The 22650-nt window shown below is 68.2% G+C and carries 21 protein-coding genes and 1 tRNA gene; 10 read left to right on the top strand and 12 right to left on the bottom strand.

Annotated elements, in window-relative coordinates:
• Positions 1 to 342 precede the first annotated feature (342 nt).
• Positions 343 to 2016 (top strand): Cdc6/Cdc18 family protein, encoded by a 1674-nt coding sequence (locus ACFQI8_RS13405; RefSeq protein WP_390245568.1) that lies wholly within the window; start codon positions 343 to 345, stop codon positions 2014 to 2016.
• Positions 2017 to 2058: 42 nt separating this feature from the next.
• On the opposite strand, the gene ACFQI8_RS13400 is transcribed toward ACFQI8_RS13405, so the two are convergent.
• Entirely contained in the window at positions 2059 to 2850 is a 792-nt protein-coding gene (locus ACFQI8_RS13400; protein WP_390245718.1) for a S26 family signal peptidase, read from the bottom strand.
• A gap of 144 nt (positions 2851 to 2994) precedes the next feature.
• Here ACFQI8_RS13400 and ACFQI8_RS13395 point away from each other — a divergent pair, with 144 nt between their 5' ends.
• Positions 2995 to 4581: a DNA-directed DNA polymerase II small subunit gene (locus ACFQI8_RS13395; protein ID WP_390245566.1), complete on the top strand. Its 1587-nt coding sequence runs from the start codon at positions 2995 to 2997 to the stop codon at positions 4579 to 4581.
• Positions 4582 to 4689: 108 nt separating this feature from the next.
• Positions 4690 to 5817, top strand: coding sequence for an oxidoreductase (locus tag ACFQI8_RS13390; RefSeq protein ID WP_390245564.1), 1128 nt, complete (start codon positions 4690 to 4692; stop codon positions 5815 to 5817).
• 121 nt (positions 5818 to 5938) lie between these two features.
• On the opposite strand, the gene ACFQI8_RS13385 is transcribed toward ACFQI8_RS13390, so the two are convergent.
• On the bottom strand, positions 5939 to 6748 hold the full coding sequence (locus ACFQI8_RS13385) for a ZIP family metal transporter (RefSeq protein WP_390245562.1): 810 nt from the start codon (positions 6746 to 6748) through the stop codon (positions 5939 to 5941).
• Between the two features lie 147 nt (positions 6749 to 6895).
• Complete coding sequence (locus ACFQI8_RS13380) at positions 6896 to 7324, bottom strand: thymidylate synthase family protein (RefSeq protein ID WP_390245560.1); 429 nt, start codon at positions 7322 to 7324, stop codon at positions 6896 to 6898.
• A 187-nt stretch (positions 7325 to 7511) separates the two neighbouring features.
• Between ACFQI8_RS13380 and ACFQI8_RS13375 the strand changes: the two genes are divergently transcribed.
• Together ACFQI8_RS13375 and ACFQI8_RS13370 are read left to right on the top strand one after the other, a co-directional pair.
• Positions 7512 to 8690, top strand: coding sequence for an aspartate kinase (locus ACFQI8_RS13375; protein ID WP_390245558.1), 1179 nt, complete (start codon positions 7512 to 7514; stop codon positions 8688 to 8690).
• Positions 8691 to 8914: 224 nt separating this feature from the next.
• Complete coding sequence (locus ACFQI8_RS13370; RefSeq protein WP_390245556.1) at positions 8915 to 10261, top strand: tryptophanase; 1347 nt, start codon at positions 8915 to 8917, stop codon at positions 10259 to 10261.
• A gap of 30 nt (positions 10262 to 10291) precedes the next feature.
• Here the strand turns inward: ACFQI8_RS13370 and ACFQI8_RS13365 are convergent, their stop codons facing one another.
• Together ACFQI8_RS13365 and ACFQI8_RS13360 are read right to left on the bottom strand one after the other, a co-directional pair.
• A complete protein-coding gene (locus ACFQI8_RS13365) occupies positions 10292 to 10951 on the bottom strand; it encodes a metallophosphoesterase family protein (RefSeq protein ID WP_390245554.1) in 660 nt (219 codons plus the stop codon).
• A 48-nt stretch (positions 10952 to 10999) separates the two neighbouring features.
• Positions 11000 to 11572 (bottom strand): IMP cyclohydrolase, encoded by a 573-nt coding sequence (locus ACFQI8_RS13360; protein ID WP_390245552.1) that lies wholly within the window; start codon positions 11570 to 11572, stop codon positions 11000 to 11002.
• Between the two features lie 132 nt (positions 11573 to 11704).
• Between ACFQI8_RS13360 and ACFQI8_RS13355 the strand changes: the two genes are divergently transcribed.
• Positions 11705 to 11777: transfer RNA gene (locus tag ACFQI8_RS13355), tRNA-Gln, on the top strand.
• Between the two features lie 162 nt (positions 11778 to 11939).
• Here the strand turns inward: ACFQI8_RS13355 and cgi121 are convergent.
• A complete protein-coding gene (gene cgi121, locus ACFQI8_RS13350) occupies positions 11940 to 12434 on the bottom strand; it encodes a KEOPS complex subunit Cgi121 (RefSeq protein WP_390245550.1) in 495 nt (164 codons plus the stop codon).
• Positions 12431 to 14914: an ATP-dependent DNA helicase gene (locus tag ACFQI8_RS13345; protein ID WP_390245548.1), complete on the bottom strand. Its 2484-nt coding sequence runs from the start codon at positions 14912 to 14914 to the stop codon at positions 12431 to 12433. Before ACFQI8_RS13345 ends, cgi121 begins: the two co-directional genes overlap by 4 nt.
• Positions 14915 to 15023: 109 nt before the next feature.
• On the opposite strand from ACFQI8_RS13345, the gene ACFQI8_RS13340 reads away from it, so the two are divergent.
• From ACFQI8_RS13340 to ACFQI8_RS13335, 3 genes are all read left to right on the top strand, one after another.
• Positions 15024 to 15269 carry a ferredoxin gene (locus ACFQI8_RS13340; RefSeq protein ID WP_390245546.1) on the top strand — a complete coding sequence of 82 codons (246 nt, stop codon included), beginning with the start codon at positions 15024 to 15026 and terminating at the stop codon, positions 15267 to 15269.
• A gap of 211 nt (positions 15270 to 15480) precedes the next feature.
• Positions 15481 to 15567 (top strand): hypothetical protein, encoded by an 87-nt coding sequence (locus ACFQI8_RS19490; RefSeq protein ID WP_424008935.1) that lies wholly within the window; start codon positions 15481 to 15483, stop codon positions 15565 to 15567.
• Positions 15568 to 15571: 4 nt separating this feature from the next.
• Positions 15572 to 16423 (top strand): DUF7089 family protein, encoded by an 852-nt coding sequence (locus ACFQI8_RS13335; protein WP_390245544.1) that lies wholly within the window; start codon positions 15572 to 15574, stop codon positions 16421 to 16423.
• Between the two features lie 21 nt (positions 16424 to 16444).
• Here the strand turns inward: ACFQI8_RS13335 and ACFQI8_RS13330 are convergent, their stop codons facing one another.
• Entirely contained in the window at positions 16445 to 17023 is a 579-nt protein-coding gene (locus ACFQI8_RS13330; RefSeq protein WP_390245542.1) for a DUF7090 family protein, read from the bottom strand.
• Positions 17024 to 17118: 95 nt separating this feature from the next.
• Entirely contained in the window at positions 17119 to 17577 is a 459-nt protein-coding gene (locus ACFQI8_RS13325) for a DUF2391 family protein (protein ID WP_390245540.1), read from the bottom strand.
• Between the two features lie 126 nt (positions 17578 to 17703).
• Here ACFQI8_RS13325 and ACFQI8_RS13320 point away from each other — a divergent pair, with 126 nt between their 5' ends.
• Positions 17704 to 18384, top strand: a complete 681-nt coding sequence (locus ACFQI8_RS13320; protein WP_390245538.1) for a class I SAM-dependent methyltransferase — start codon at positions 17704 to 17706, stop codon at positions 18382 to 18384.
• 27 nt (positions 18385 to 18411) lie between these two features.
• Here ACFQI8_RS13320 and ACFQI8_RS13315 read toward each other — a convergent pair whose 3' ends face one another.
• The 3 genes from ACFQI8_RS13315 to ACFQI8_RS13305 all read right to left on the bottom strand — a co-directional run bounded on the left by ACFQI8_RS13315 (position 18412) and on the right by ACFQI8_RS13305 (position 22545).
• Entirely contained in the window at positions 18412 to 19548 is a 1137-nt protein-coding gene (locus tag ACFQI8_RS13315) for an ABC transporter ATP-binding protein (RefSeq protein WP_390245536.1), read from the bottom strand.
• Between the two features lie 129 nt (positions 19549 to 19677).
• Positions 19678 to 21393 (bottom strand): ABC transporter permease, encoded by a 1716-nt coding sequence (locus ACFQI8_RS13310; protein WP_390245534.1) that lies wholly within the window; start codon positions 21391 to 21393, stop codon positions 19678 to 19680.
• 9 nt (positions 21394 to 21402) lie between these two features.
• Entirely contained in the window at positions 21403 to 22545 is a 1143-nt protein-coding gene (locus ACFQI8_RS13305; RefSeq protein WP_390245532.1) for a thiamine ABC transporter substrate-binding protein, read from the bottom strand.
• Positions 22546 to 22650: the final 105 nt, after the last annotated feature.

Raw genomic sequence — 22650 nt, 5'->3', positions numbered from 1 at the left:
ACCCGACTCGGAACCGCCGGTCGTCAGAGCCGAGTGCAACTCGGACGGCCCGACCTGCTCGCTTCCCGGTCAACCTACGGACACCCACCCACTACAACCGTCGGGTCTGACGATATCGTGACTGTTCGTGTTGAAACGGTCCCGGCCCCCCGAGTTCCGGTCGAACGACGGCAGACGAGTCGGAGAAGTAAGATTTTTGTACCAACTGTTCGTTTGGTTCCTTTGCATCATCTGGAATCGCCTTCTTCGGCGTGGTGTGAAAATGCCGACTGTCTCCGGCCTCACACACCCTATGCGCCGGTTTGGGGTGGCGATTCCACTTGAAACAAAGGGGTATTCACGATGGACGAGGAAGAGAATCCGCGAGGCGGCACACGAGAGGAAGCCGGGAACAGCACGTCGGACGATATCGTCGCGGACGCCGACCCCGGCGCACCGAGTACCGACGCGTCCGACGGCGACACGCCTGCTGACGGCGCTTCCACCGCGGACGACGAGGACGACGTGTCCCCCGAAGACATCGACATTCAGGCGAGCATCGGCCCCGACGCCGACGCGCCCGATGGGGACCTCGACCAGCACAAAGACCCCGATGTCGGGCTCGACAAGGTCGTGCTCAACGACGACGAGGGGTCGAAGGGGCTGTTCGACGACCTCCTCGCCGGCGAGCCGATTTTCGAGAACAAGGAGGTCCTCCGCCCGTCGTACACGCCGCACGAACTCCCCCACCGGACCGACCAGATAAACCAGATGGCGACGATTCTCGTCTCCGCCCTGCGCGGGGAGACGCCGTCGAACATCCTCATCTACGGGAAGACCGGGACCGGAAAGACCGCGAGCGCGAAGTTCGTCAGCCAGGAGCTCGAATCCACCTCCCAGAAGTACGACGTGCCCTGTGAGGTCGAGTACATCAACTGCGAGGTGACCGACACGCAGTACCGCGTGCTCGCCCAGCTCGCGAACAAGTTCATCGAGAAGAACGTCGAGCGCATCGAGGCCGAACAGGAGCGCCTCGACGAGATGCGAACGCGGGCGACGGAAGACCCCAACGCCCTCGCCGACACGCCGTACGACTCCATCGCCGAGATAGACGAGCGCGCGGCGGAACTCGACGACGACGCCGACGAGATGGAGACGGTGCCGATGACCGGGTGGCCGACCGACCGCGTCTACACGACGTTTTTCGACGCCGTCGACTACAAGGAGCGGGTGGTCGTCATCATGCTCGACGAAATCGACAAACTCGTCGAGAAGTCGGGCGACGATACGCTCTACAACCTCTCGCGGATGAACTCCGAACTCGACAACTCCCGTATCTCCATCATGGGTATCTCGAACGACCTGAAGTTCACCGACTTCCTCGACCCTCGGGTCAAGTCGAGCCTCGGCGAGGAGGAAATCGTCTTCCCGCCGTACGACGCCAACCAACTCCGCGACATCCTCCAGCACCGCGCCGACGTGGCGTTCAAGCCCGGCGCGCTCACCGACGACGTGATTCCGTTGTGCGCCGCGTTCGCCGCCCAAGAACACGGCGACGCCCGGCGCGCGCTCGACCTGCTCCGCACGGCCGGCGAACTCGCAGAGCGCGGGCAGGCCGACACCGTCGAGGAGGCCCACGTCCGACAGGCGCAGGACAAAATCGAACTCGACCGGGTGGTCGAGGTCGTCCGCACCCTGCCCACGCAGTCGAAAATCGTCCTCTTCGCCATCATCCTCTTGGAGAAAAACGGCGTCCGCAACATCAACACCGGCGAGGTGTTCAACATCTACAAGCGCCTCTGCGAGGAGATCGACGCCGACGTGCTGACCCAGCGCCGCGTCACCGACCTCATCTCGGAGCTCGACATGCTCGGCATCGTCAACGCCGTCGTCGTCTCGAAGGGTCGCTACGGCCGAACCAAGGAGATCAGCCTGTCTGTCCCTATCGACGAGACCGAAGCCGTCCTGCTGACGGACTCCCGACTCAGCGACATCGAGAGCGCACAGCCGTTCGTGCAGGCGCGGTTCGACAACTGAAGTCCGACAACTGAAGCGTCCGACTCTTTTACCCCACCCGCGTCACGCCGCGAGCGCGTCGGCTCGCGCCGGTGTCTCCGATGGTTCCGATGGCTCGACCTGAAGCGGTGCCGTCGTCGCCGGGGCGTCGCCTCCCGCCGCGTTCGTCGTCGACACGTCGGGAGCCGCCGTCTCCATCGTCGTCACGTCGACGAACTCGACAGGGGCGGGCGCGACCGGCGTCGTCGTCGCCATCGAGTTGGCGAGCGTCAGTCGAACCCACCCGAGAAGCGGGATGCGGATTCGCGCGACGCCTTGGACCCACTCGGGGCGGACCGGGTCGGCGATACCGCTCACCTGGTCGTACCGCGGGTTGTTGTCGCCTTTCGTGATGAAGCCGCTGTACTCGGCGGGGCAGTTGGCGAGTTCCCGGCAGTTGCCGGCGGCCATGTACTCGGGGTTCGCCCTGTCGTACCAGTTTTCGCCTTCCTCGACCCAGAGCATCGCCCGGTGGATAATCGGGGGGCCGCCAGCGCCGGGGTCGTCGTAGACGATGACGCTTCCGGGCCCGCCGAACTTCCGGTAGTCGACTTCGGCACCTGTCTCGGCCGTGACGACGGCGGTCCTCTCGACCGCCGAGTCGGGAGCGTATCGCTCCGGCCCCGTGATGAACACGAGGTCGCCTTTGTACATGTGCGGTTCCATGCTCCCGCTTTCGACGGCGACCATCGGCGGCCACACGCCGCTCACCGCGAACAGGAGCAACCCGACGGCCAACACGGCGAGCGCGCTCGTCAGGACTTCGCGGACGAACAGAAGCGGTCCCTCATCTGCCGTCCGAAGCCGAGTTAGCACGCCTTCGTCGGAGGCGGGACCGCGCCGCGGGTCGGGGGAGGAGGGGCGGCCGTCGTCGTCACTCATCACTTCCAGTTTACCCGGGCCGGGTTTCAACGTTCTGGGTTTCGGCATCCTTTTTGCCGCGTGTCGCACACTCCGGGTGTGCCACTGGAGACGCCGGCGCGCATCGTCCGAGCGCTCGTCGGTCGCGGCTACAACGCCGAACGCGAGGCCGTGACACTCATCGCCGGCTCCGACGACCCCGGCCGCACCCTCGCCCGCGTCGTCGAAGCCACCCCGGACGACGCGCTTCGCATCACCGCCGATCACGTCCGCGAGGTGCTCGCCTCTACCCCCGCCGCGGACCCGGCGGGAACCGCACCGACGGGGCCGGCCGCCGCGGACGCCGCCGCCGCATCCGACACCGCCGCGTCAGACCCCTCCGTTTCTGATGCAACATCGCACGACAACGCGGCTCACACCTCTCAATCGACTCCAGCCGAAGCGGGGGTGAGCTCGGGCGGTCGGAACGTCGACCCGGCGCTTCGCTCCCTCGAAATCGCAAACGACATGACCGGGCAGTCGACCGGGACCGGCGAGTACGACGACTTCGTGAAGGTGTTCCGCGACCGCTACGAGAAGCTCTCGAAGATGCTCCGCGGGCGCGTCAACCACCGTCCTGCGACGGCCATCTCGGACATGTCCGGCGGCGAGGACGCGGAACTCATCGGCCTCGTCGACGACGTTCGGTCCACCAAGAGCGGTCACTGGATTATCGACCTCGAAGACACGACGGGGACGTTCCCCTGTCTCGTGATGAAGGACAAGGACATCGCGGGCTCCGTCGACGAACTCCTCATGGACGAGTGCATCGCGGTGCAGGGGACGCTGTCGGGCGACGCGGGCATCCTCTTCGTCGACTCGATGCACTTCCCCGACGTGCCGCGGAGCCACCGCCCCAACACCGCCGATAGGGACGTGCAGGCGGCGCTCATCTCGGACGTGCACGTCGGCAGTCAGGAGTTCATGGCCGACGCGTGGAATCGCTTCGCCGACTGGCTCCACACCGAGGAGGCAGAGCGCATCGAGTACCTCCTCATCGCCGGCGACATGGTCGAGGGCGTCGGCGTCTACCCGAATCAGGACGAGGAACTCGACGTCATCGACATCTACGAGCAGTACGAGGCGTTCTCGGAGCACCTCAAATCGGTGCCCGGCGACCTCGATATCGTGATGATTCCGGGCAACCACGACGCGGTCCGACTCGCGGAGCCCCAACCCGGCTTCGACGACGAACTCCGCGACATCATGTCGGCCCACGACGCCCGCATCACGAGCAACCCCTCGATGGTCACGCTCGAAGGCGTCAACGTGCTCATGTACCACGGCGTCTCGCTCGACGAGGTTATCGCCGAACTGCCGGCGGACAAGGCGAGCTACGACGAGCCACACAAGGCGATGTACCAGCTCCTGAAGAAGCGCCACGTCGCGCCGCAGTTCGGGGGTCACACCCGCCTCGCGCCGGAGGAACTCGACTATCTCGTCATGGAGGACGTACCCGACATCTTCCACACCGGCCACGTCCACAAGCTCGGCTGGGGCAAGTACCACAACGTTCTCGCGGTCAACTCCGGCTGTTGGCAGGCGCAGACCGACTTCCAGAAGTCCGTCAACATCGACCCCGACGCCGGCTACGCGCCCATCGTCGACCTCGACACGCTGAACATGACGGTCCGGAAGTTCTCCTGAGTCGGCGACTCGCCTCAGACTCGAATGCGCCCTGATAGCACGCCGGATGTGCGGCGATTGGGACCATTCCGCCGTCGCTTTTTATGGACGACGCGCACAGAATCGGTGATGACCGACGACGCGCTGTTCGACGCGACGAGCCTGAACGACCTGTCGCTCGCCAATCGAGTCGGGCTGGCACCGATGACGCGCATCAGCGCCACCGACGAGGGGCTGGCGACCAACGAGATGGCACACTACTACCGGAAGTTCGCCGACGGTGGCTTCGGCTTTCTCGTCACCGAGGGCGTCTACACGGACGACGCGTACAGTCAGGGCTACCTGAACCAGCCCGGACTCGTCACCGACGACCACGTCGAGGCGTGGACGAACGTCACGGACGCCGTCCACGAGGTCGACACGCCGATTTTCGCGCAGTTGATGCACGCCGGGGCGCAGTCGCAGGGGAACCCCCACCTCGACGGCGACCGGACGCTCGCGCCCTCCGCGGTCCAGCCCGACGGCCAGAAGGCCGAAGCCTACGGCGGGAGCGGCGAGTTCGCCGTTCCGAAGGCGGCGGACGAGACCGACCTCGAAACCGTCCGCGAAGGATTCGTGCGGGCGGCGCGGAACGCGGTCGAAGCCGGCTTCGACGGCGTGGAACTCCACGGCGCGAACGGCTACCTCCTCAACGAGTTCCTCGCGGCGGACGCGAACCGACGGGACGACGAGTACGGCGGCGGTCCCGAGTCTCGGGTCCAGTTCCCCGCCGAGGTCCTTTCGGCGGTTGCCGACGCGGTCCCCGAGGAGTTCGTCGTCGGCGTCCGCGTCTCGCAGGAGAGAGTGACCGACGGCGACTACGAGTGGCCCGAGGGCGAGGACGCGGCCGCGGTCTTCTTCGAGGCGCTGTCGGCGGCCGGAGCCGACTACGTCCACACGACTGAGACCGACGCGACGACTCCGACTTTCGGCGCGGACGGCCCGTCGCTCGCGGCGGCCGCCGCCGAGTACGTCGCGGACGACACGGTCGTCATCGCCAACGGCGGTCTCGGCGACCCCGACACGGCGCAGGCCGCCGTCGACGCCGGCGCGGACCTGTTCACGCTGGGGACGAGCGCGCTCGCCAACCCGGACTGGCCGGCGCGCGTGGTCGCCGGCGACGACCTCGACGCGTTCGACCCGGCGAACTACCTCGCGCCGACCGCCGGCCTCTCGGACCACGAGGTGCCGTCGGAGCCGCCGCTCGCGGACGACTGACGCGGGTTTACCACTGGCTTCGCCGCGGGGGAATCGACTCCGAACCCCTTCGCTTCCACTCGAACGCTCGTTTCACGGCTCCTCGACGGTCGCCGTATGCGGACGCGCTGACTCGATTCGACTACCCGAGCGTCACGTCGAGGTAGAGCATCACGACGACGCCGAGCATCGTCCCGAACGTCGCCACGCGCTCGTGACCGTTCGAGTGCGTCTCGGGGACGATTTCGTCGGAGATGACGAACAGCATCGCGCCGGCGGCGAAGCCCATCGCGTAGGGGAGCAACGCCGCGGCGTACTGGATGGCCCACGCGCCGAAGACGGCGAGCGGAATCTCCACGAGGCCGGCGCGGATGCCCGCGAACGTCGCGTAGGTCGTGTTCCGAAGCCCGGCGTTGACGGCGGCGATGGAGACGGCAAGCCCCTCGGGGATGTTCTGGATGCCGATGGCGAGCATCAGCGGGATGGCGGTCCCGAGGTCGCCGGAGCCGAAGCCGACCCCGACGGCGAGGCCCTCGGGCATGTTGTGGATGGTGATGGCGACGATAAACAGGATGACCGAGGCCATCTTCTCGTCCGTCTCGGGGGCGTCCGTCCGTGTCTTTCCGGTCACGAGGATGTGGACGTGCGGAATCCACAGGTCAGCCTGGTCGAGGACGACGACGCCGATGACGAAGCCGGCGAGAACCGGAATTGGGTCCCCGCCCGCCGCCTCGATGCCGGGGAGGATGAGGCTCGTGAAGCTCGCGGCGAGCATGACGCCGGCCGCGAAGCCGAGGAGCGTGTCGAGCGAGCGCTTCGAGGGGTCGCGCCAGACGAGAATGAGGAGCGCGCCCAGCATGTTCATGCCGGCGATGACGACGCCCCCGAGGAGGCCCTGCATCACCGGGTCCGAGCCGGCGATCGAGACGAACAGCTCTTCGACCGCGGTCACGGGTGTCTCACTTCCGGCGGCCGTCTCTCGCGTCGTTCGGTCATGGGCCACCTGACGGGCGGGAGGTATGTATTCCCTCGGTCGGTTCTCGCCGCCCGCGGCGACGACGGTGGCGGCGGGGAACGACGAAGCCGAGCGGCTCGCTCGCTACTCTGTCTCGTCGAGGACGTACCGGACCGTGGGTGCGCCGTCGAACCGGGGGCCGTGGCCAACCCGGTCGAAGCCGGCGTGCTCGACCGCGTCGCAAAGCGGCGTCTCGGATTCGAGGACGAGCACCTCGACCGGCAGGCTCTCGGCGCTGGCGAAGCGGAGCGGCTCTTCGAGCAGTCGTCGCACCGCCGTCTCGGTCCCGCCGAGTCGGGTGACGTGGAGGACGCCGTCGCGGACGTCGAAGCCGACGAACCCGAGCACCGGTTCGTCGTCCGCCGGCGCGTCGGCGTAGGGGTCCGAACCCGTCTCGGCGGTGGCGAGGCGGACCGTCCGGTCGCGTATCAGCCGCCGCATCGCCCGTATCGGCGCGTCGGCGACGGCGGCGAGCGCCTCGGCGTCGGTGTCCACGGCGTCTCTGATATCCATGCCCGAACGTTCCGCGGCTTCGGTGATAAATCTCCGCCCGCGAGGCGTCGGTACGGGCCGTCTCCGCGCCGGATTCGCGGGTGACGGCAACGGTTGAATCGGAGGACATAGTTATACGTCCCCCCGCGTTAGCCCCTCGCATGTTTACCAACGAAGCCCCGAAGCGACGCGACGCACCGGAGGGACGATGCGCGTAGTCGCGAAGTTCGGCGGCACCTCGCTCGGGAGCGGCGACCGAATCAACCGCGCCGCGGACTCCATCGCCGCGGCCGTCGAACACGGTCACGAAATCGCCGTCGTCGCCTCCGCGATGGGCTCGACGACCGACGACCTCCTCGACGATATCAAGTTCGAGGCCGACGACCGCGACCGCGCCGAAATCGTCTCGATGGGCGAGCGGACCAGCGTGCGGATGCTCAAGGCGGCGTTGGCCGCCCGCGGCGTCAACGCCCTGTTCGTCGAACCCGGCACGGACGAGTGGCCGGTCATCACGAACGACCTCGGCGAGGTCGACGTCGAGGCGACCAGAGAGCGGGCCGCGAAGCTCGCGGCCGAACTCGACGGCGTCGTCCCGGTCATCACCGGCTTCCTCGCGCAGAACCACGACGGGGAAATCACGACGCTCGGCCGCGGCGGCTCCGACACCTCCGCCGTGATGCTCGGCAACTACATGGACGCCGACGAGGTCGTTATCGTGACCGACGTGGAGGGCGTCATGACCGGCGACCCGCGCGTGGTCGAAGGCGCGCGAAACGTCGGCCGCATCACCGTCGACGAACTCCGAAACCTCTCGTTCCGCGGGGCCGAGGTCGTCGCGCCGTCGGCGCTGTCGTACAAGGACGCGGCGCTCGACGTTCGGGTCGTCCACTACCAGCACGGCGACCTGCTCACCGGCGGGACGCTCATCGAAGGCGAGTTCCACAACCTCATCGACATGCAGGAAGAGCCCCTCGCGTGTCTCACCGTCGCCGGGCGGGCGATTCGCAACCGACCGGGCATCCTCGCGGACCTCTCGGCGGCGCTCCGCGACGAGGACATCAACGTCGACTCGGTCGCCTCCGGGATGGACTCCATCACGTTCTACGTCCTCGAAGACGACTCCGACCGGGCCGAGGCCGTCCTCCACGACCGCGTCGTCGCCGACGACGCGCTCTCGTCGGTCACCGTCGAAGACGACATCGCCGTCGTCCGCGTCACCGGCGGCGAACTCCCGAACCGCCCCGGCGTCATCCTCGACATCGTCCAGCCGCTGTCCGACGCCGGCATCAACATCCACGACGCCATCACCTCCGCGACCTCCGTCGCCATCTTCGTGGCGTGGGACGACCGCGAGGAAACCCTCGGCATCATCCAAGACGAGTTCTGAGCCGGCTTTCGTCGCCGCTTTCGAATCCGTTTTCGCGCGGTTGCGTCCCCGCTCGCGACGCCGCACGGCCGGTGAGCCACGACGCCCCACGAGGTCGGTTCGTGGCGATAGCGGAACAGCCGGTGACACCGATGCACACTCCCGTCCACGAGCGCCGAAACCCGGGCGTCGTCGCTCGATTTTCCGCCTGCCGATTACTTCACGCTCGCGGGCCTATTGCGGGCATGAAATCGTACAAGGCGAAGATGGTCGAGCCCATCGAACTCCCCTCGCGCGAGGAGCGCGAGGCGGCCCTCGAACGGGCCGGCTACAACGCGTTCAACCTCGACGCCCGCGACGTGTACATCGACCTCTTGACCGACTCGGGGACGGGCACCATGTCCGCCGAGCAGTGGGCGGCGATGATTCGCGGCGATGAGGCCTACGCCGGAAGCGAGTCGTTCGCCCGGCTCGCGGAGTCGGTCCGCGACGTGATGGGCTTCGAGCACGTCGTGCCGACCCACCAGGGCCGCGGCGCGGAGAACGTCCTCTACGGCGTCCTCTTGGAGGACGGCGACGTGGTGCCGAACAACTCCCATTTCGATACGACCCGGGCCCACGTCGTCAATCAGGGCGCGGAACCGGTCGATTGCCCGTCGCCCGCCGCCCGCGACCCCAACTCGACGGAGAGGTTCAAGGGGAACTTCGACATCGACGCGGGCGACGCGCTTGTCGAGGAGGTCGGCGCCGATGCGATTCCCGTCGTCGTCCTCACCATCACGAACAACTCCGTCGCCGGCCAGCCCGTCTCGATGGCGAACATCCGCGCCACCGCCGAGTTCGCCCGCGACATCGACGCCATGTTCGTCATCGACGCCTGTCGGTTCGCCGAGAACGCCCACTTCATCAAGACCCACGAGGCGGGCTACGAGAACCGCTCGGTCGCCGAAATCGCCCGCGCGCAGTTCGAACACGCCGACGCCATCACCATGTCCGGCAAGAAGGACGCGCTCGTCAACATCGGCGGCTTCGCCGCGATGCGCGACGAGACGGTGTTCGAACACGCGAAACAGCGCGCCATCCTCTACGAGGGCTTTCCCACCTACGGCGGCCTCTCGGGCCGCGACATCGAGGCGATGGCCGTCGGCCTCCGCGAGGCCGTCACGCCGCCGTACGTGACCGACCGCGTCGAGCAGGTGGCCGAACTGGGCGACCGCCTCGTCGAGGCGGGCGTCCCCGTCTACCAGCCGACCGGCGGGCACGCGGTCTACCTCGACGCCGGCGAGGTGTTCCCGCACGTCCCGAAAGACGAGTACCCCGGACAGCAACTCGTCTGCGCGCTCTACCTCGAAGGCGGCGTCCGCGGCGTCGAACTCGGCGGCTTCGCGTTCCCCGGCACGGACCGGCCGGACCTCGTGCGCCTCGCGCTCCCGCGGCGCACCTACAGCCGCGAACACCTCGAACACGTCGCCGAGACGGCCGCGATGGTGATGGACTCCGCCGGCGAGTACGGCGGTCTCGAAATCGTCGAGGAGCCGCCGATGAAGGAGCTTCGGCACTTCTCGGCGCGGCTCGAACCGGTGTCGAACTGACGGCTTCAGGATAGCGACTCGCTTTTTCCCCTACTGCCCCTCGTACAGCCGACTCGCCAGCCGCTCCGGCAGGCCGACCTCGCGCACGCGCTCCGCGACGCGGTCGATGTCGTAGGCGACGCGCTCGGCTTCGATTTCCATCGCGTCGAGGTCGGCGACCGCGTAGGCCGCCCGCGGGTCGCCGTCACGGGGTTGGCCGACGCTTCCGGGATTCAGCACGATTCCGTCGTCGTAGATTCGGTGACCCTGGACGTGGGTGTGGCCCAACACCAGCAGGTCCTCGCCGTCGAGGAGCGACGGCGAGAAGTCGTCGGGGTAGGTGTAGCGGTCGGGGTCGTTCGGGTGGCCGTGGGCGAGTTTGACCCGCCCGTCGGCGACGTGCCGCGTGTTCGGGAGCGCGGAGAGCCACTCCATCGACGCCGGTGACAGCGCGTCGCGGGCGTAGTCGACGCCCGCGGCCGCCATGCTGTTGAAGCGGAAGCCGGTCCCCGACGTGACCGCGCGGTCGTGGTTCCCCGAGACCGTCGGCACGTCCCGCTCGGCGAGTTCGGACACGCACTCCTCGGGCCACGGGTTGTAGCCGACCACGTCGCCGGCGCAGACCAGTCGGTCGACCGGGGGCATCGATTCGAGCACCGCGTCGAGTGCCGGGAGATTCCCGTGCACGTCCGAGATGACGCCCAGATGCATGGCTCGGTGTACGGTGTCGCGGCTGAAAAATCTCGGGCCGAGGCGACGTTATTCGCCGTTGTAGAAGGCGGTCTCGACCGCGTCGCCGACGGTCGCGGCGGCGGCGCAGACGGCGTGTTCGAACTCGTGGTCGTACAGTTCGCGGGCCGCGTCGGCGGCGGTCTCAGCGTCGAGGTCGAACGCGCGCGGGTCGTCTTCCTCGTAGGTCGCCACGAGCGTGGGCTCGGCGACGGCTTCGACGACGAGCGCGTCCTTGCGGACGATGCCGATGAAGGCCTCGTCGTCGCCGACGACGCCAGCGATGCGGGGCGTGTCGTAGTCGTCTTTCTCGTAGTCGAGCGCGAGCAGAATCTCCGCGAGGGCGTCGCGAGGCGGGTAGCCGAGGTCGAGTTTCTCCGCGATGGGGTCGACCTGCGAGCCGTTGCCGACGACGACGTAGTCGCCGCCCTCGCGGACGCAGTTGTAGGCGATGTAGGGGTTGTCCGTCTCGGGGGCGTCGGGCGTCGGCCCGACGGTCAGCGCGCCGTCTCGGTCGACGACCTGTCGGTTCGGGAAGGACCGAGAGGAGACGCGATACGCACCGATTCCAGGGCCAACGACGACGAAACGTCCGACGTACATACACGACAGTGGATAGAATAGGGGCAAATAGCTGGCGGTTTATGCACGTCTGTCCGTGTCCGTGCGACGAAATCCCACGGCGGAATCGACACGCAACGTTTACAAATACCCGCGAAGTACGAACTGATGCGAAGTCCCATGGGGTAGTGGCCAATCCTGTTGCCTTCTGGGGGCAACGACCCAGGTTCGAATCCTGGTGGGACTACTTCTCAGCGTTCTACTCTCGACGAGGCTACGCCGTCTCCCTGTTCTCCAGTTGAAACGAAGGGGTACATTTCAGAAACCAAAGGGATACGTTTCGAGTGGAGTTTTTCGGTACGGATTCTCAACCCCTCGAATACGGACGATATGGACCGCGAAAAACCGCTTAACGTTCGACCGCGAGGAGCGCCACTCGCTCTCTGACCAGCGCGGGGAGGTCGCCGTCGGCGACGTTCAACTCCGTCTCGCCCACGTCGAACACCTCGCGGACGAGCGCTTCGTCGTAGTCGCCGAGGGTTTCTGCGGGTTCGAGGTCGAGTCGGTCGAACAGCGCGGCCTCGGCGTCGGCCTCGTCGCCGCCGTCGACGAGAATCACGACGGGAAGCGTCCCCTCCGAGACGCCGATTTCGAACGCGCGGTTGATCTGCCGGCGGCCGCTGGCGTAGAGGAGGATTTCGACGGTGCGGTCGCGGGCGATTTCGTTGCCGCGGGCGATGGCCCGGTCGGCGAGTTCGGTCGCCCGTTCGAGGTGCTCGCGGTCCACGACGTAGCGGGCGTCGAACGCCTGCACCGTCGCGCCCGTCTCGTCGGCCACCTCGCCGACGGCCGCGATGAACGAGTCGAGGTCGGAGACGGTCGCCTCGGCTTCGACGAGCCTCATTCGAAATCACCCAGACTGGCCTGCTGGTCGGCGCGTTCTTTTGCCGTCTCGAAGCCGGCGTCGTCGGGGACGGCGTCGTCCGGCGCGTCGTCCTCGTCCACCGCGTCCATCGACGGGTCCGTTCGCCCCGCGGCTTCGAGGATGTTCTCCGCGGTCTTCCTGCGACCGCGGAGCGCGGCGAGGATGCGCGACTTCTCGGCCTCGCGGAGGTCGGCCCGACTCTCGACGCCGGCTTCGAACAGCCGCCGGGCGCGCTTCCGGCCGACGCCGCGGACGCCGGCGAGATCGAGCAGTTCCTCGCGAACGCCGTACTCGACGCGCTTTTTCGCCTCGCGGACCGCGTACACCGAATCGAGGTCGAGTTCGGAAGCGAGCCGCTCGGCCGCGCCGAGGAGCCACTCGGCCGTCTCGACCTTTCCGCGGATGTCGCCGGGGCCGACGCCGTAGCGCTCGGTGATGCGGTCCTCGTCGACCTCGCCGACCCAGTCTTCGAGGAGCTTCGCGGTCTTCAGCGCCGACAGCCAGTCTTCGAACGCCACGTCCTCGTATTCGGAGGGGACGCGCCCGAGGAACTCCGGTTCGTGCTCGTAGCACAGTTCGGTGTACGTCTCGCGGTCGCCGGACTTCAGATAGAGCTGATACATGTCCGGCGTCCGGCAGACGAGGTGATAGAGGCCGAGCGGCGTCGGATACGTCCGGTCCGTCTCGAACTCGTTGGTCTCTTTGTCGTCGCCGCCGTCCGCGCCGTCCCCATCTTCGTCATCCCCACTGCCGCCGTCGTCGGCGACCATCTCGCTGGCCCGCTGGAAGCCGTCGGGTTCGTCGTCCGAGTCGCTCCGGTCTCGCTTCGGCTTCTCGGGCGTCTCGCCCGCGAGCGCCCGGAGCTTCTCGTTCCGGTGGTCCGCCGCCCATTCGAGGCCGTCGATGATTTCGGCGGCGCTCATCGGGTCGAGGTAGAGCCGCGAGACGGTGTGGCCGACGGGCGTCGCCTGTATGGTCTCTCCCTCGAACTCGACGAACCCGTTCACTTCGAGGTAGTCGAGCACGCGGTCTGTCACCTGTCCGAGTCGCTCGGGGTCGTCGGTCTGGGTCGCATACAGCGTCTGGTCGAGGAATTCGAGCAGTCCCTCGCGGGTGTGAGCGAAGCCGGAGGCGACCGTGGCGAGCAGGTGCGTCCGCAGGGCGGGCTCGGCCGCGAGCTTCGACCGCACGTCCTCGGCGTCGGCCCAGATGTACCGCTCGAACAGTTCGTCGCGGGCGTCCGCGTTCTTCGCCAACAGGACCGCCTCGCCGTAGGGGTCGAGGCCGGGCCGACCGGCCCGGCCCATCATCTGGTGGACTTCGAGCACGTCCAGCGGCTTCATCCCGCCGTAGTCGCCGTCGTACCGTTGCCAGTCGCGGACGACGACCCGACGGCTCGGAGTGTTGACGCCGGCGGCGAGCGTCGGCGTCGCGCAGATGCACTTGATAAGTCGGTCGCGGAAGGCGTCTTCCACGAGGGTGCGGTGCTCCGCGGCGAGCCCCGCGTGGTGGAACGCCGCGCCCTTGGCGACCGCCGTGGCGAGGTCTTCGGAGGTCTCGGTGTCGGACACGTCGCGTATCTCGGCGGCGAGTTCCGCGAGGTCGCTCCGCTCGTCGCCGGTGAGGTACCGCTCCGTCACGTCGGCCATGCGGCGGGCCGCGGACTCCGCGTTGCGCCGCGAGTTCACGAAGACGAGCGAGGAGCCTTGGTCGCCGTCGTCGTCGCCCTCCAGCGCGTCGGCGACGAGCGCGGGCGTCTGTCGCTCCCCGCGGCCGACCGGCACCTCGCGTTGGCTCCCGTCGGCGAAGGAGACGGCGTTGCCGTAGTGGACGCCCATCTTGAGGTCGATGGGTCGCCAGTCGGACTTGACGAGCGTCGCGTCGAGCCAGTCGGCGACGACGCCCGCGTTGCCGACGGTCGCCGACAGCGCGACGACCTGCAGGTTCGGGTTGAGCCGACGGAGCTTCGCCAGCGTGACCTCCAGCGTCGGTCCCCGGTGGCGGTCGTCGACGAGGTGGACCTCGTCGGCGACGACGCAGGTGAGTTGGTCCATCCACGCCGCGTTGTTCCGGACGAGCGAGTCGACCTTCTCGGAGGTGGCGACGATGATATCGCGCGAGGAGAGCCACTCGCCGTCGGACTCGTAGTTGCCGGTCGAGACGCCCACGTCGATGCCGTACTCCTCCCAGCGTTCGAACTCGGCTTTCTTCTCGGCGGCGAGCGCCCGGAGCGGGACGATGTACAGCGCCTTCCCGCCGCGCGCGACGCTCGACAGCATCGCCAGCTCGGCGACGAGCGTCTTCCCGCTCGCGGTCGGGACGGCGGCCACGAGGCTCTCGCCGTCCGTCAGCCCGGCCTCGACGGCCTCGGCCTGCGGCGGGTACAGCTCCTCGATGCCCTCGTCGCGGAGGGCCTCGGGAATCCCCGTCGGCAGGCCCGTCAGGTCCGCAGTTCGCATTGCATCCCCCTTGGACCGTCCCCCGGTTTAAGCCATCGGGTCGGGACGGGTGCGGGCGCATCGGTCCCGCGTCGGCAGGGCTTTGTACGGCCCGGCGGTACGATTGCCCATGAGAGTCGAGTACGACCGTGACACCTGCATCGGCATGTTCCAGTGTGTCGACGAGTGGGAGGGCTTCGAGAAGAACGTCGACGACGGCAAGGCCGACCTCGTCGACGCCGAGGAGACCGACGACGGCGTCTTCGTCCGCGAGATTCCCGAGGACGCCGAGTTCGACGCGAAGTTCGCCGCCCGCGTCTGCCCCGTCGAGGCCATCCGCGTCCTCGACGACGACGGCGAACAGCTCGTCCCCTGATTGCGACGCCGGCGACGACGGCGAACAGCTCGTCCCCTGATTGCGACGCCGGCGACGACGGCGACGCCACCGATTGCTCTCGGTTCTCCGACGCGACCGGACCGTGTGACCGTCGACCGTGGGGCGCGTCCCCGAACCCCTTCGTTTCGACTGGAGATTCGACCGACGACAGAGTGTAACAGTTAAGCGGCGGGCCCCTCATCGTGCCACTATGAGCCAAGCGACGAAAATCGTGCTCGGTACCGTCGGCGTGTCGGCCCTGCTGGCCGTCGTGTTCATCGGGATGAGCATCGCCTGAGCGGATGTTCGAGACGCGCACCCTGCCGTCGGACCTCGAATCGGTCCGCGACGAGTACGCCCCCGGCGCGCTCGTCTTGGACGTGGCCGGTGACTTCGACACCATCCCCCCGGAGGCCGCGGAGAACCTCGGGCTGGTGGTCGAGTCGCTCTCCCCGGCGGCGTACCCCGCGGAGTGGCTACCGGACGACGCGCCCCAACAGCTCCGGCGCTACGCGTCGTCCGATTTCACCATCGGGATGCCCGGCGACGGCACGGTGACGTGGTCCCGACAGACCGCGCCGCCGGTCGTGCTGGTGAAGTACCGCGCGAAGGGGACGCCCGACGACTTTCTGGACTTCCTCATCGCCGAGGCGTTCGTGCAGGCCGGGACCGACGAGATTCCCGAACACTTCCTGCCTTTCTTCGGCGAGCGGTTCCCCGACCTCGCCGCGGCGACGCCGCTCGGCCCGAGCGAGACGTATCAGGTCGCCGCCGCCCTCTACGAGGGGTGGGTCGGCCTCCACACCCGCGAGGCGTTCGCGTCGTGGGAGGGCAGACACGACCGCCTCCACGACGCGTGGGTCGACGCCGGCGGCCGCCTCGACGACCGACTCGAAAATCTCCCGCGGCTCGTCGCGCTCGGCAGGGTCTCGTTCGCCGAGGCGACCGAGTTCGCGTGTTCGGCTATCAAACACGGCCGCGACCTCCCCGCGCCGTTTTCCGCGCTGGACACCGCGGCGTACCGCGACCACGGCCCGAGCTACGCGGTCAAGTGGGCCGAAAAGACGTTCGAGCAACTCGCGGCGGACGACGACGACGCGGCCTCGGGCGGCGAGGCCGACCCGACCGCCGACGACGCCGTCGACTCGGCGTAGCCGGTCGCCTCGCGGTCCGCCTCAGAACTCGGTCGTGACGGTGCCGTCCTCGTCGAGGTCGACGACGCCGTCGAACAGTTCGCTGAAGCGGTCGAGCGTCTCTTGGTCGTGGACCTCCTTCGAGAGGTGGAACAGCCCTACCGCGTCGAACTCGTCGAGGAGTTCGAGAATCCGCTTTGTCGCCTCGAAGGCGCGGTCCTCGTCGGCGTAGTAGGCCATCTCCGTGACGGAATCGACGCTGAGCCGGAGCTTCCCGTCGTGGCGTTCGAGGAACTGCCGGGTCTTTTCGACGATGGCGTCGAGGTCGTCGGGGGCCGCGACGTAGTGGATGTTATCCGAACTCCGTCGGGAGTAGCCGCGCTCGATGGACAGCGTGTCGAGGATGGTGGCGCTGGATTCGTCGACCTCGTAGTGTTCCAGCTTCTGTTCGACCTCGCGCGCGGTGGTCCGCGTCGAGACGACGAGGAAGTGGTCGGTGTCGACCTTGAAGAAGTCCGTGTCGATGCGGTCGGTCTCGCCGATGCTCGGATGAAGGAGCAAGATACCTGTGCCGCCCGGAATCGTCTCGGGCGCGTCTTCGATGGCGAGCTCGTAATCCATACCTCAAGCAGTTACCCTGCCGACTTAATCCTTCATGCCGCTTGGGCCGCGGCGTCCCCGAGTCGTGGTGCGTGTTGACACCTCGCTCGCCGGGTTCAGAACAGCGAGTCGGCGGTGGCCGCGCCGATGACGCTGAACACCGCGCCGACGCTCGTCGCCTTGAGCGTGATGCGGAGCACCGCGAGGTCGAGTTCGTACCCCAGCGCGGAGACGAGAGCCTCCCCCGACACGTCCGAGAGGAAGGTCCCCGGCGCGTCGAACGCGAGCGCGAGGATGAACACGGAGAGATACGAGACGGAGATGAGCGAGATGAACCGGACGGGAATCCCGCCGACCTCGCTCTCCCGGTCGGGGTCGCGGTCGTCGGCCTTGTAGAGCGCGCCGTAGCCGACCGCGAGGACGATACAGAGCGTGAGGAGCGCCTGCGCGAACGACATGCTCCGCGCGAGCACCCACACCTCCTCGGTGACGACGAACGGCCCCGCGAGGAGGAAGCCGCCGACGACCTGCTGGGCGGTGTCGGCGAGCGCGAACCGGCGGCGGACTCCGACCATACACCGGTCGTCGTGACGGCGGTAATTAAAAGGCGCGACGGGAGACGCGACCGATTCGCCGTCGGATTCGCCGTCGCCTCGGGGCCAGTTCGAACGCATTTTCACCCCGGCGCGCGAGGCTCCGGTATGAGCGTCCGCGACGAGTTCGACGCCTGGGCGGCCGACGGCCGCGACAGGGGCATGGAGGACCGACACTGGCACACCGCGAAGCACGCGCTCGCGCGGATGCCCGTCGAGGAAGGCGACACCGTCGTCGACCTCGGAACCGGAAGCGGCTACGCACTGCGCGCGCTCCGCGACACGAAGGGCATCGGCCGCGGGTTCGGCCTCGACGGCTCGCCCGAGATGGTCCAGAACGCCCGCGGGTACACCGATACCGACGACCTCTCGTTTCTCGTCGGCGACTTCGACGACCTCCCGTTCGACGACGACAGCGTCGACCACGTCTGGTCGATGGAGGCGTTCTACTACGCCGCCGACCCGCACCACACCCTCGAAGAGGTCGCGCGCATCCTCAGGCCGGGCGGCACGTTCTACTGCGCGGTGAACTACTACGAGGAGAACGTCCACTCCCACGAGTGGCAAGACCTCATCTCCGTCGACATGACCCGCTGGTCCCACGCGGAGTACCGCGAGGCGTTCCGCGACGCCGGCCTCCACGTCGCCGAACAGGACTCCATCGCCGACCTCGACATCGACATCCCGGCGGCCGCCGAGTTCCCGACGGACGACTGGGAGACCCGCGAGGCGATGGTCGAGCGCTATCGGACGTTCGGAACGCTCCTGACCGTCGGCGTCGCGCCCTGAGACGTCGGGAAAAACGACCGCCCCGCGCTACTCGACGATGTGAGCCGCCGTCGGGTCGAATCCGACCGCCATCGTCGTCCCCTCCTCGAACCCCGAGTCCGACTGTTCGCCGCCGTCGTCGACCGCAACGACGAGTTCCGTCCCGGCCCAGTCGAGTCTCACCCGCGTCGTCGCCCCCTGAAACTCGGTGTCGACGACGGTCCCGCGAATTCGGTTCGTCTCCGCGCCGACCCGGAGCCGTTCGGGTCGGACGCAGAAGACGAGTTCGTCGCCGGGTTCGGGTCGGGCGGGTCGGCCCCCGTCTTTCGCATCGTTTTCAGCGCGTTCGCCGGAGACCGCCCCCGCCCGCCCGAGGACCCGTCGCTCCTCGGCCAGCGTGAACGCCGCGTCGCCGACGCCGACGCGAATCCCCCCCGTTTCCGGTCGAGACTCGACGACCGCGTCGAGGACGTTGTTCTCGCCGAGGAACTCCGCGACGAACCGCGTCCGCGGGCGGTGGTAGAGTTCGCGGGGGTCGCCGACCTGCTCGACGCGGCCGCGGTCGAGGACGGCCACCCGGTCTGAGACCGCCAGCGCCTCCGACTGGTCGTGGGTGACGTAGACGGTCGTCACGCCGAGTTCTGACTGGATGCGCTTCACCTGTCGGCGGAGGCGGTCCCTGAGTCGGGCGTCGAGCGCCGACATCGGCTCGTCGAGGAGGAGCAGGTCCGGGCCGGGAGCGAGCGCGCGGGCGAGCGCGACGCGCTGTTGTTGCCCGCCCGAAAGCGAGTCGGGGTCGCGGTCTTCGAACCCCGCGAGGTCGACGAGCGAAAGCAGTTCCGCGACGCGGTCGTCGCGGGTGCCGCCGCCCGGCGGGTCGGTAAAGCGGAGGCCGTAGGCGACGTTCTCGCCGACGCTGAGGTGCGGGAACAGCGCGTAGTTCTGGAACACGACGCCGACGCCCCGCGACTCGGGCGCGACGCCGGCCATCGACTCGCCGTCGAAGCGGACGGTCCCCTCGGTCGGGGCCTCGAAGCCCGCGATACAGCGGAGCGTGGTCGTCTTCCCACAGCCGGACGGCCCGACGAGCGTGAAGAACTCGCCGTCGTCGACCGACAGCGAGACGGAATCGAGCGCCGTCGCCGACCCGTAGCGTTTGGACACCGCGTCGAGTTCGAGTCTCACGGGTTCGCCTCCGAAGTCACGTGCTCCCCTCGCCGGCGGACGGTGATAATTCTCACTTCCCGCGCTCCCCCGCGTTTCGCGTTCTGCGTCCGCCCCCTTTCGCCCTCCGTTCCCCTCACAGTTCGCCCCTCACAGTTCGCCCCACCGGCCGCCGAAGCGGTCCACGACGAGGAAGCTGGCGGACGTGACGAGAAGCAGGAGACAGCCCATCGCCGTCGCCGGACCGAGCCGTCGCCCGAGGAACCGCTCGACGGCGACGGGCATCGTGTAGCTTCCCGCCCCCTCCGCGAGGATGATGGTCGAGTCGAACTCGCCGATGCTGATGGCGACAGCGAACGCCGCGCCCGCGACGACGCCGGTCCAGACGAGCGGCAGTTCGATATCGACGAGCGCGCGGGTTCTGGTCGCGCCGAGCGACCGCGCGGACTCCACGAGTCGGCCGTCGAGTCGGGCGAAAAGCGGCGCGACGTTCCGGGTGACGAAGGGGTACGCGCCGACGGCGTGGGCCGCGACGATGGCGAGCGCGCCGGTGACGCGGATTCGCGTCCCCAGCACGTCGACGCCGAACACCAGCCCGCGGAGCAGGCCGAGGCCGACGACGATGCCCGAGACGGCGAAGGGGGCCATCGAGAGCACGTCGATGAGGCCGCGGCCGCGGTACCGGCGAGTCGTGAGGACGGCCATCGTCACGCCCATCGGGACGGCAATGACGAGCGTTCCCGCGGCGAAGGCCAGCGAGTTCAGGATGGCCGGGAGGGGCTTGACCTGAAAGCTCGCCCCGGTCGCCTGCCGCTCGGCGAGGAAGGCGTAGTTGGCGAGGGTGAAGCCGCCGTCGCCGCCGGTGACGCTCGCGATAATCATGCTGGCGATGGGGACGACGAACACCAGTCCGACGACGAGGGCGTAGCCGGCGATGCCGACCGTTCGGAGCGCCGATTTCGGCGTCCAGTCGGACGGGAGGACGGCCCGACGAGGAAGCGGGTTCGCCGCGCCGCCGGCGGACCGCTGGCTGGCCTCGTACCGGAGGTAGACGGCGGTCAGCGTGATTGAGACGGCCGTCTCGACGACCGCGAGGCTGGCGGCCTCGGCGTACGCGAGGTCTCGCACCCGCGAGTAGACGAACACCTCGATGGTCGCCAGTTGGAAGCCGCCGAGCGCGAGGACGATGGGGAACGACGCGAAGGTGAAGATGAACGTCAGCGTCGCGCCGACGCCGATAGACGGCAGGAGTTGCGGGAGGACCACGTCGCGGAAGGCCCGCCGCGGACTCGCGCCGAGCGAGCGGGCGGTCTCGACGGTTCGGGCGTCCACGCTCTCCCACGCGGCGGTGACGACGCGGGCGACGAGCGGGGCGTTGTAGAACGCGTGGGCGACGACGATGGCTTCGAGCGTGAACAGCAGTTCGACCGGCGGGAGGCCGACAGCAGAGAGCGCGCGGTTCAGCGTCCCGTTGCGGCCGAACGTCGCCACGAAGCCGATGGCGACCATGATGGAGGGCATGACGAACGGGAGGATGGTGAGCGAGCGGAGCGTCTCGCGGCCGCGGAACTCGAAGCGGGCGAACAGCCACGCGGCGGGGAGGCCGAGCGCGAGGCTGGCGAGCGTCGAGTAGAACGCCTGTTTCGCCGTGAACCAGATGATATCGACGAGATAGAACTCGCTCGTCAGCACCGCCGCGATGGGCTCGATAGTGAGTCGGCCGTCGGCGAGGACGGCGTCGGCGAAGACGGTGGCGACGGGGTAGTAAAACAGGACGAGGAGGACGACGGCGGTGAGCGCCGCGACGAGGGTGAGCAGTCGCTGTTCGAGGGCGCGGGCGGCCCGGCGAACCGAGGCGCGACTCACCGGCTCACCTCACTTGCTGGCGAACTCGCGGGCCCACGCGTCGGTCCAGTCACTCAGGTTGTTCTGAAGCCGGTCGTAGGAGAACGTGACGGCTTCCGGCGGCTCCCGGGCGTACTGCGCGAACTCCTCGGGCAGTTCGGCGGTGGTCGTCGCCGGGAACTGGACGTTGCGGACGGCGATTTCGGCCTGCACCTCGGGCCGGAGCATGAAGTCCATGAACTCGGCGGCGAGGTCGGGGTTCGACGCGTCGGCGAAGGGGGCCATCCCCTCGGGGTTGGCGTAGCCTTGGTCGTTCAGGAAGCGAATCTGGTGTCTCACCATGTCCTCGCCGGACTCGGCGGCGTACACCTGGTCGGTCGAGTACGAGACGACCATCGGGGCCTCCCCGTTCGAGTAGGCGTTGTAGGAGTCCTCCCAGTTGCCGAGGACGCGCACGTCGTTTTCCTTCAGGCTCGCCCAGTAGTCGAGGTAGCCGTCTTCGCCCTTGGCGTCGATGGTGTGGAGCAGGAACGCCTGCCCCGTCGCCGACGACGTGGGGTTCTGCGCGAGGAGCGCGCCCGCGTACTCGGACTCCAGCAGGCCGTCGAACGTCTCGGGGGCGACGAACTCGCTGTCGCCGTCGCCGTAGGTCTCGTCGTAGACGAGCGAGATGTAGCCCGTGTCGTAGGGGACCGCGCGGCCCTGCGGGTCGAAGTTCAGTTGCTCGTTCACGTCACCGAGTCGGGACAGCCCCGCGGCGGGCGAGAACAGCGCGCCGTCGAGGTTCTCGTCGATGCGGACGAGCATCTGCGCGTCGAGTCCGACGTAGAGGTCCGCGCCGGACTCGACGCCGCGGAGGGCGCGCTCGATGTAGTAGTTCACGCCCGAGTCGGGCGTCTGCCACGCAAGGGTCGCGTCGAACTCGGACTCGAACGCCTCTTTCAGCCACGGCCCGGGACTCGAACTCGGCGCGTCGACGAACGAGCCGTAGGTGCCGACGGTGAGCGTCGGCGACTCGCCGCCCGCGGTCGTCCCGTGGGTCGTCGCTGTCGTCTCGGTCGCGTCGCCCGAGGCCTCGGTCGTCGTCTCTTCGCCGCCGGTCCCGGCACAGCCGGCGAGGAGCGCGGAGACGCCTCCCGCCCCCGCGGCCTTCAGGAAGCTACGTCGTCTCATTACTCGGTTGTTGTACTCTGTGGTACTTAACGAGCGTGATGTTCCCGAAGGCGGTACGCGGCCGAACCCGCCGATTTCGAGGCTCGTCGCGGGAGAACGACTTTA

Source organism: Haloferax chudinovii (assembly GCF_042663345.1).
Classification (GTDB): Archaea; Halobacteriota; Halobacteria; order Halobacteriales; family Haloferacaceae; genus Haloferax; species Haloferax chudinovii.
This window is presented reverse-complemented; position numbering and strand designations above follow the sequence as displayed.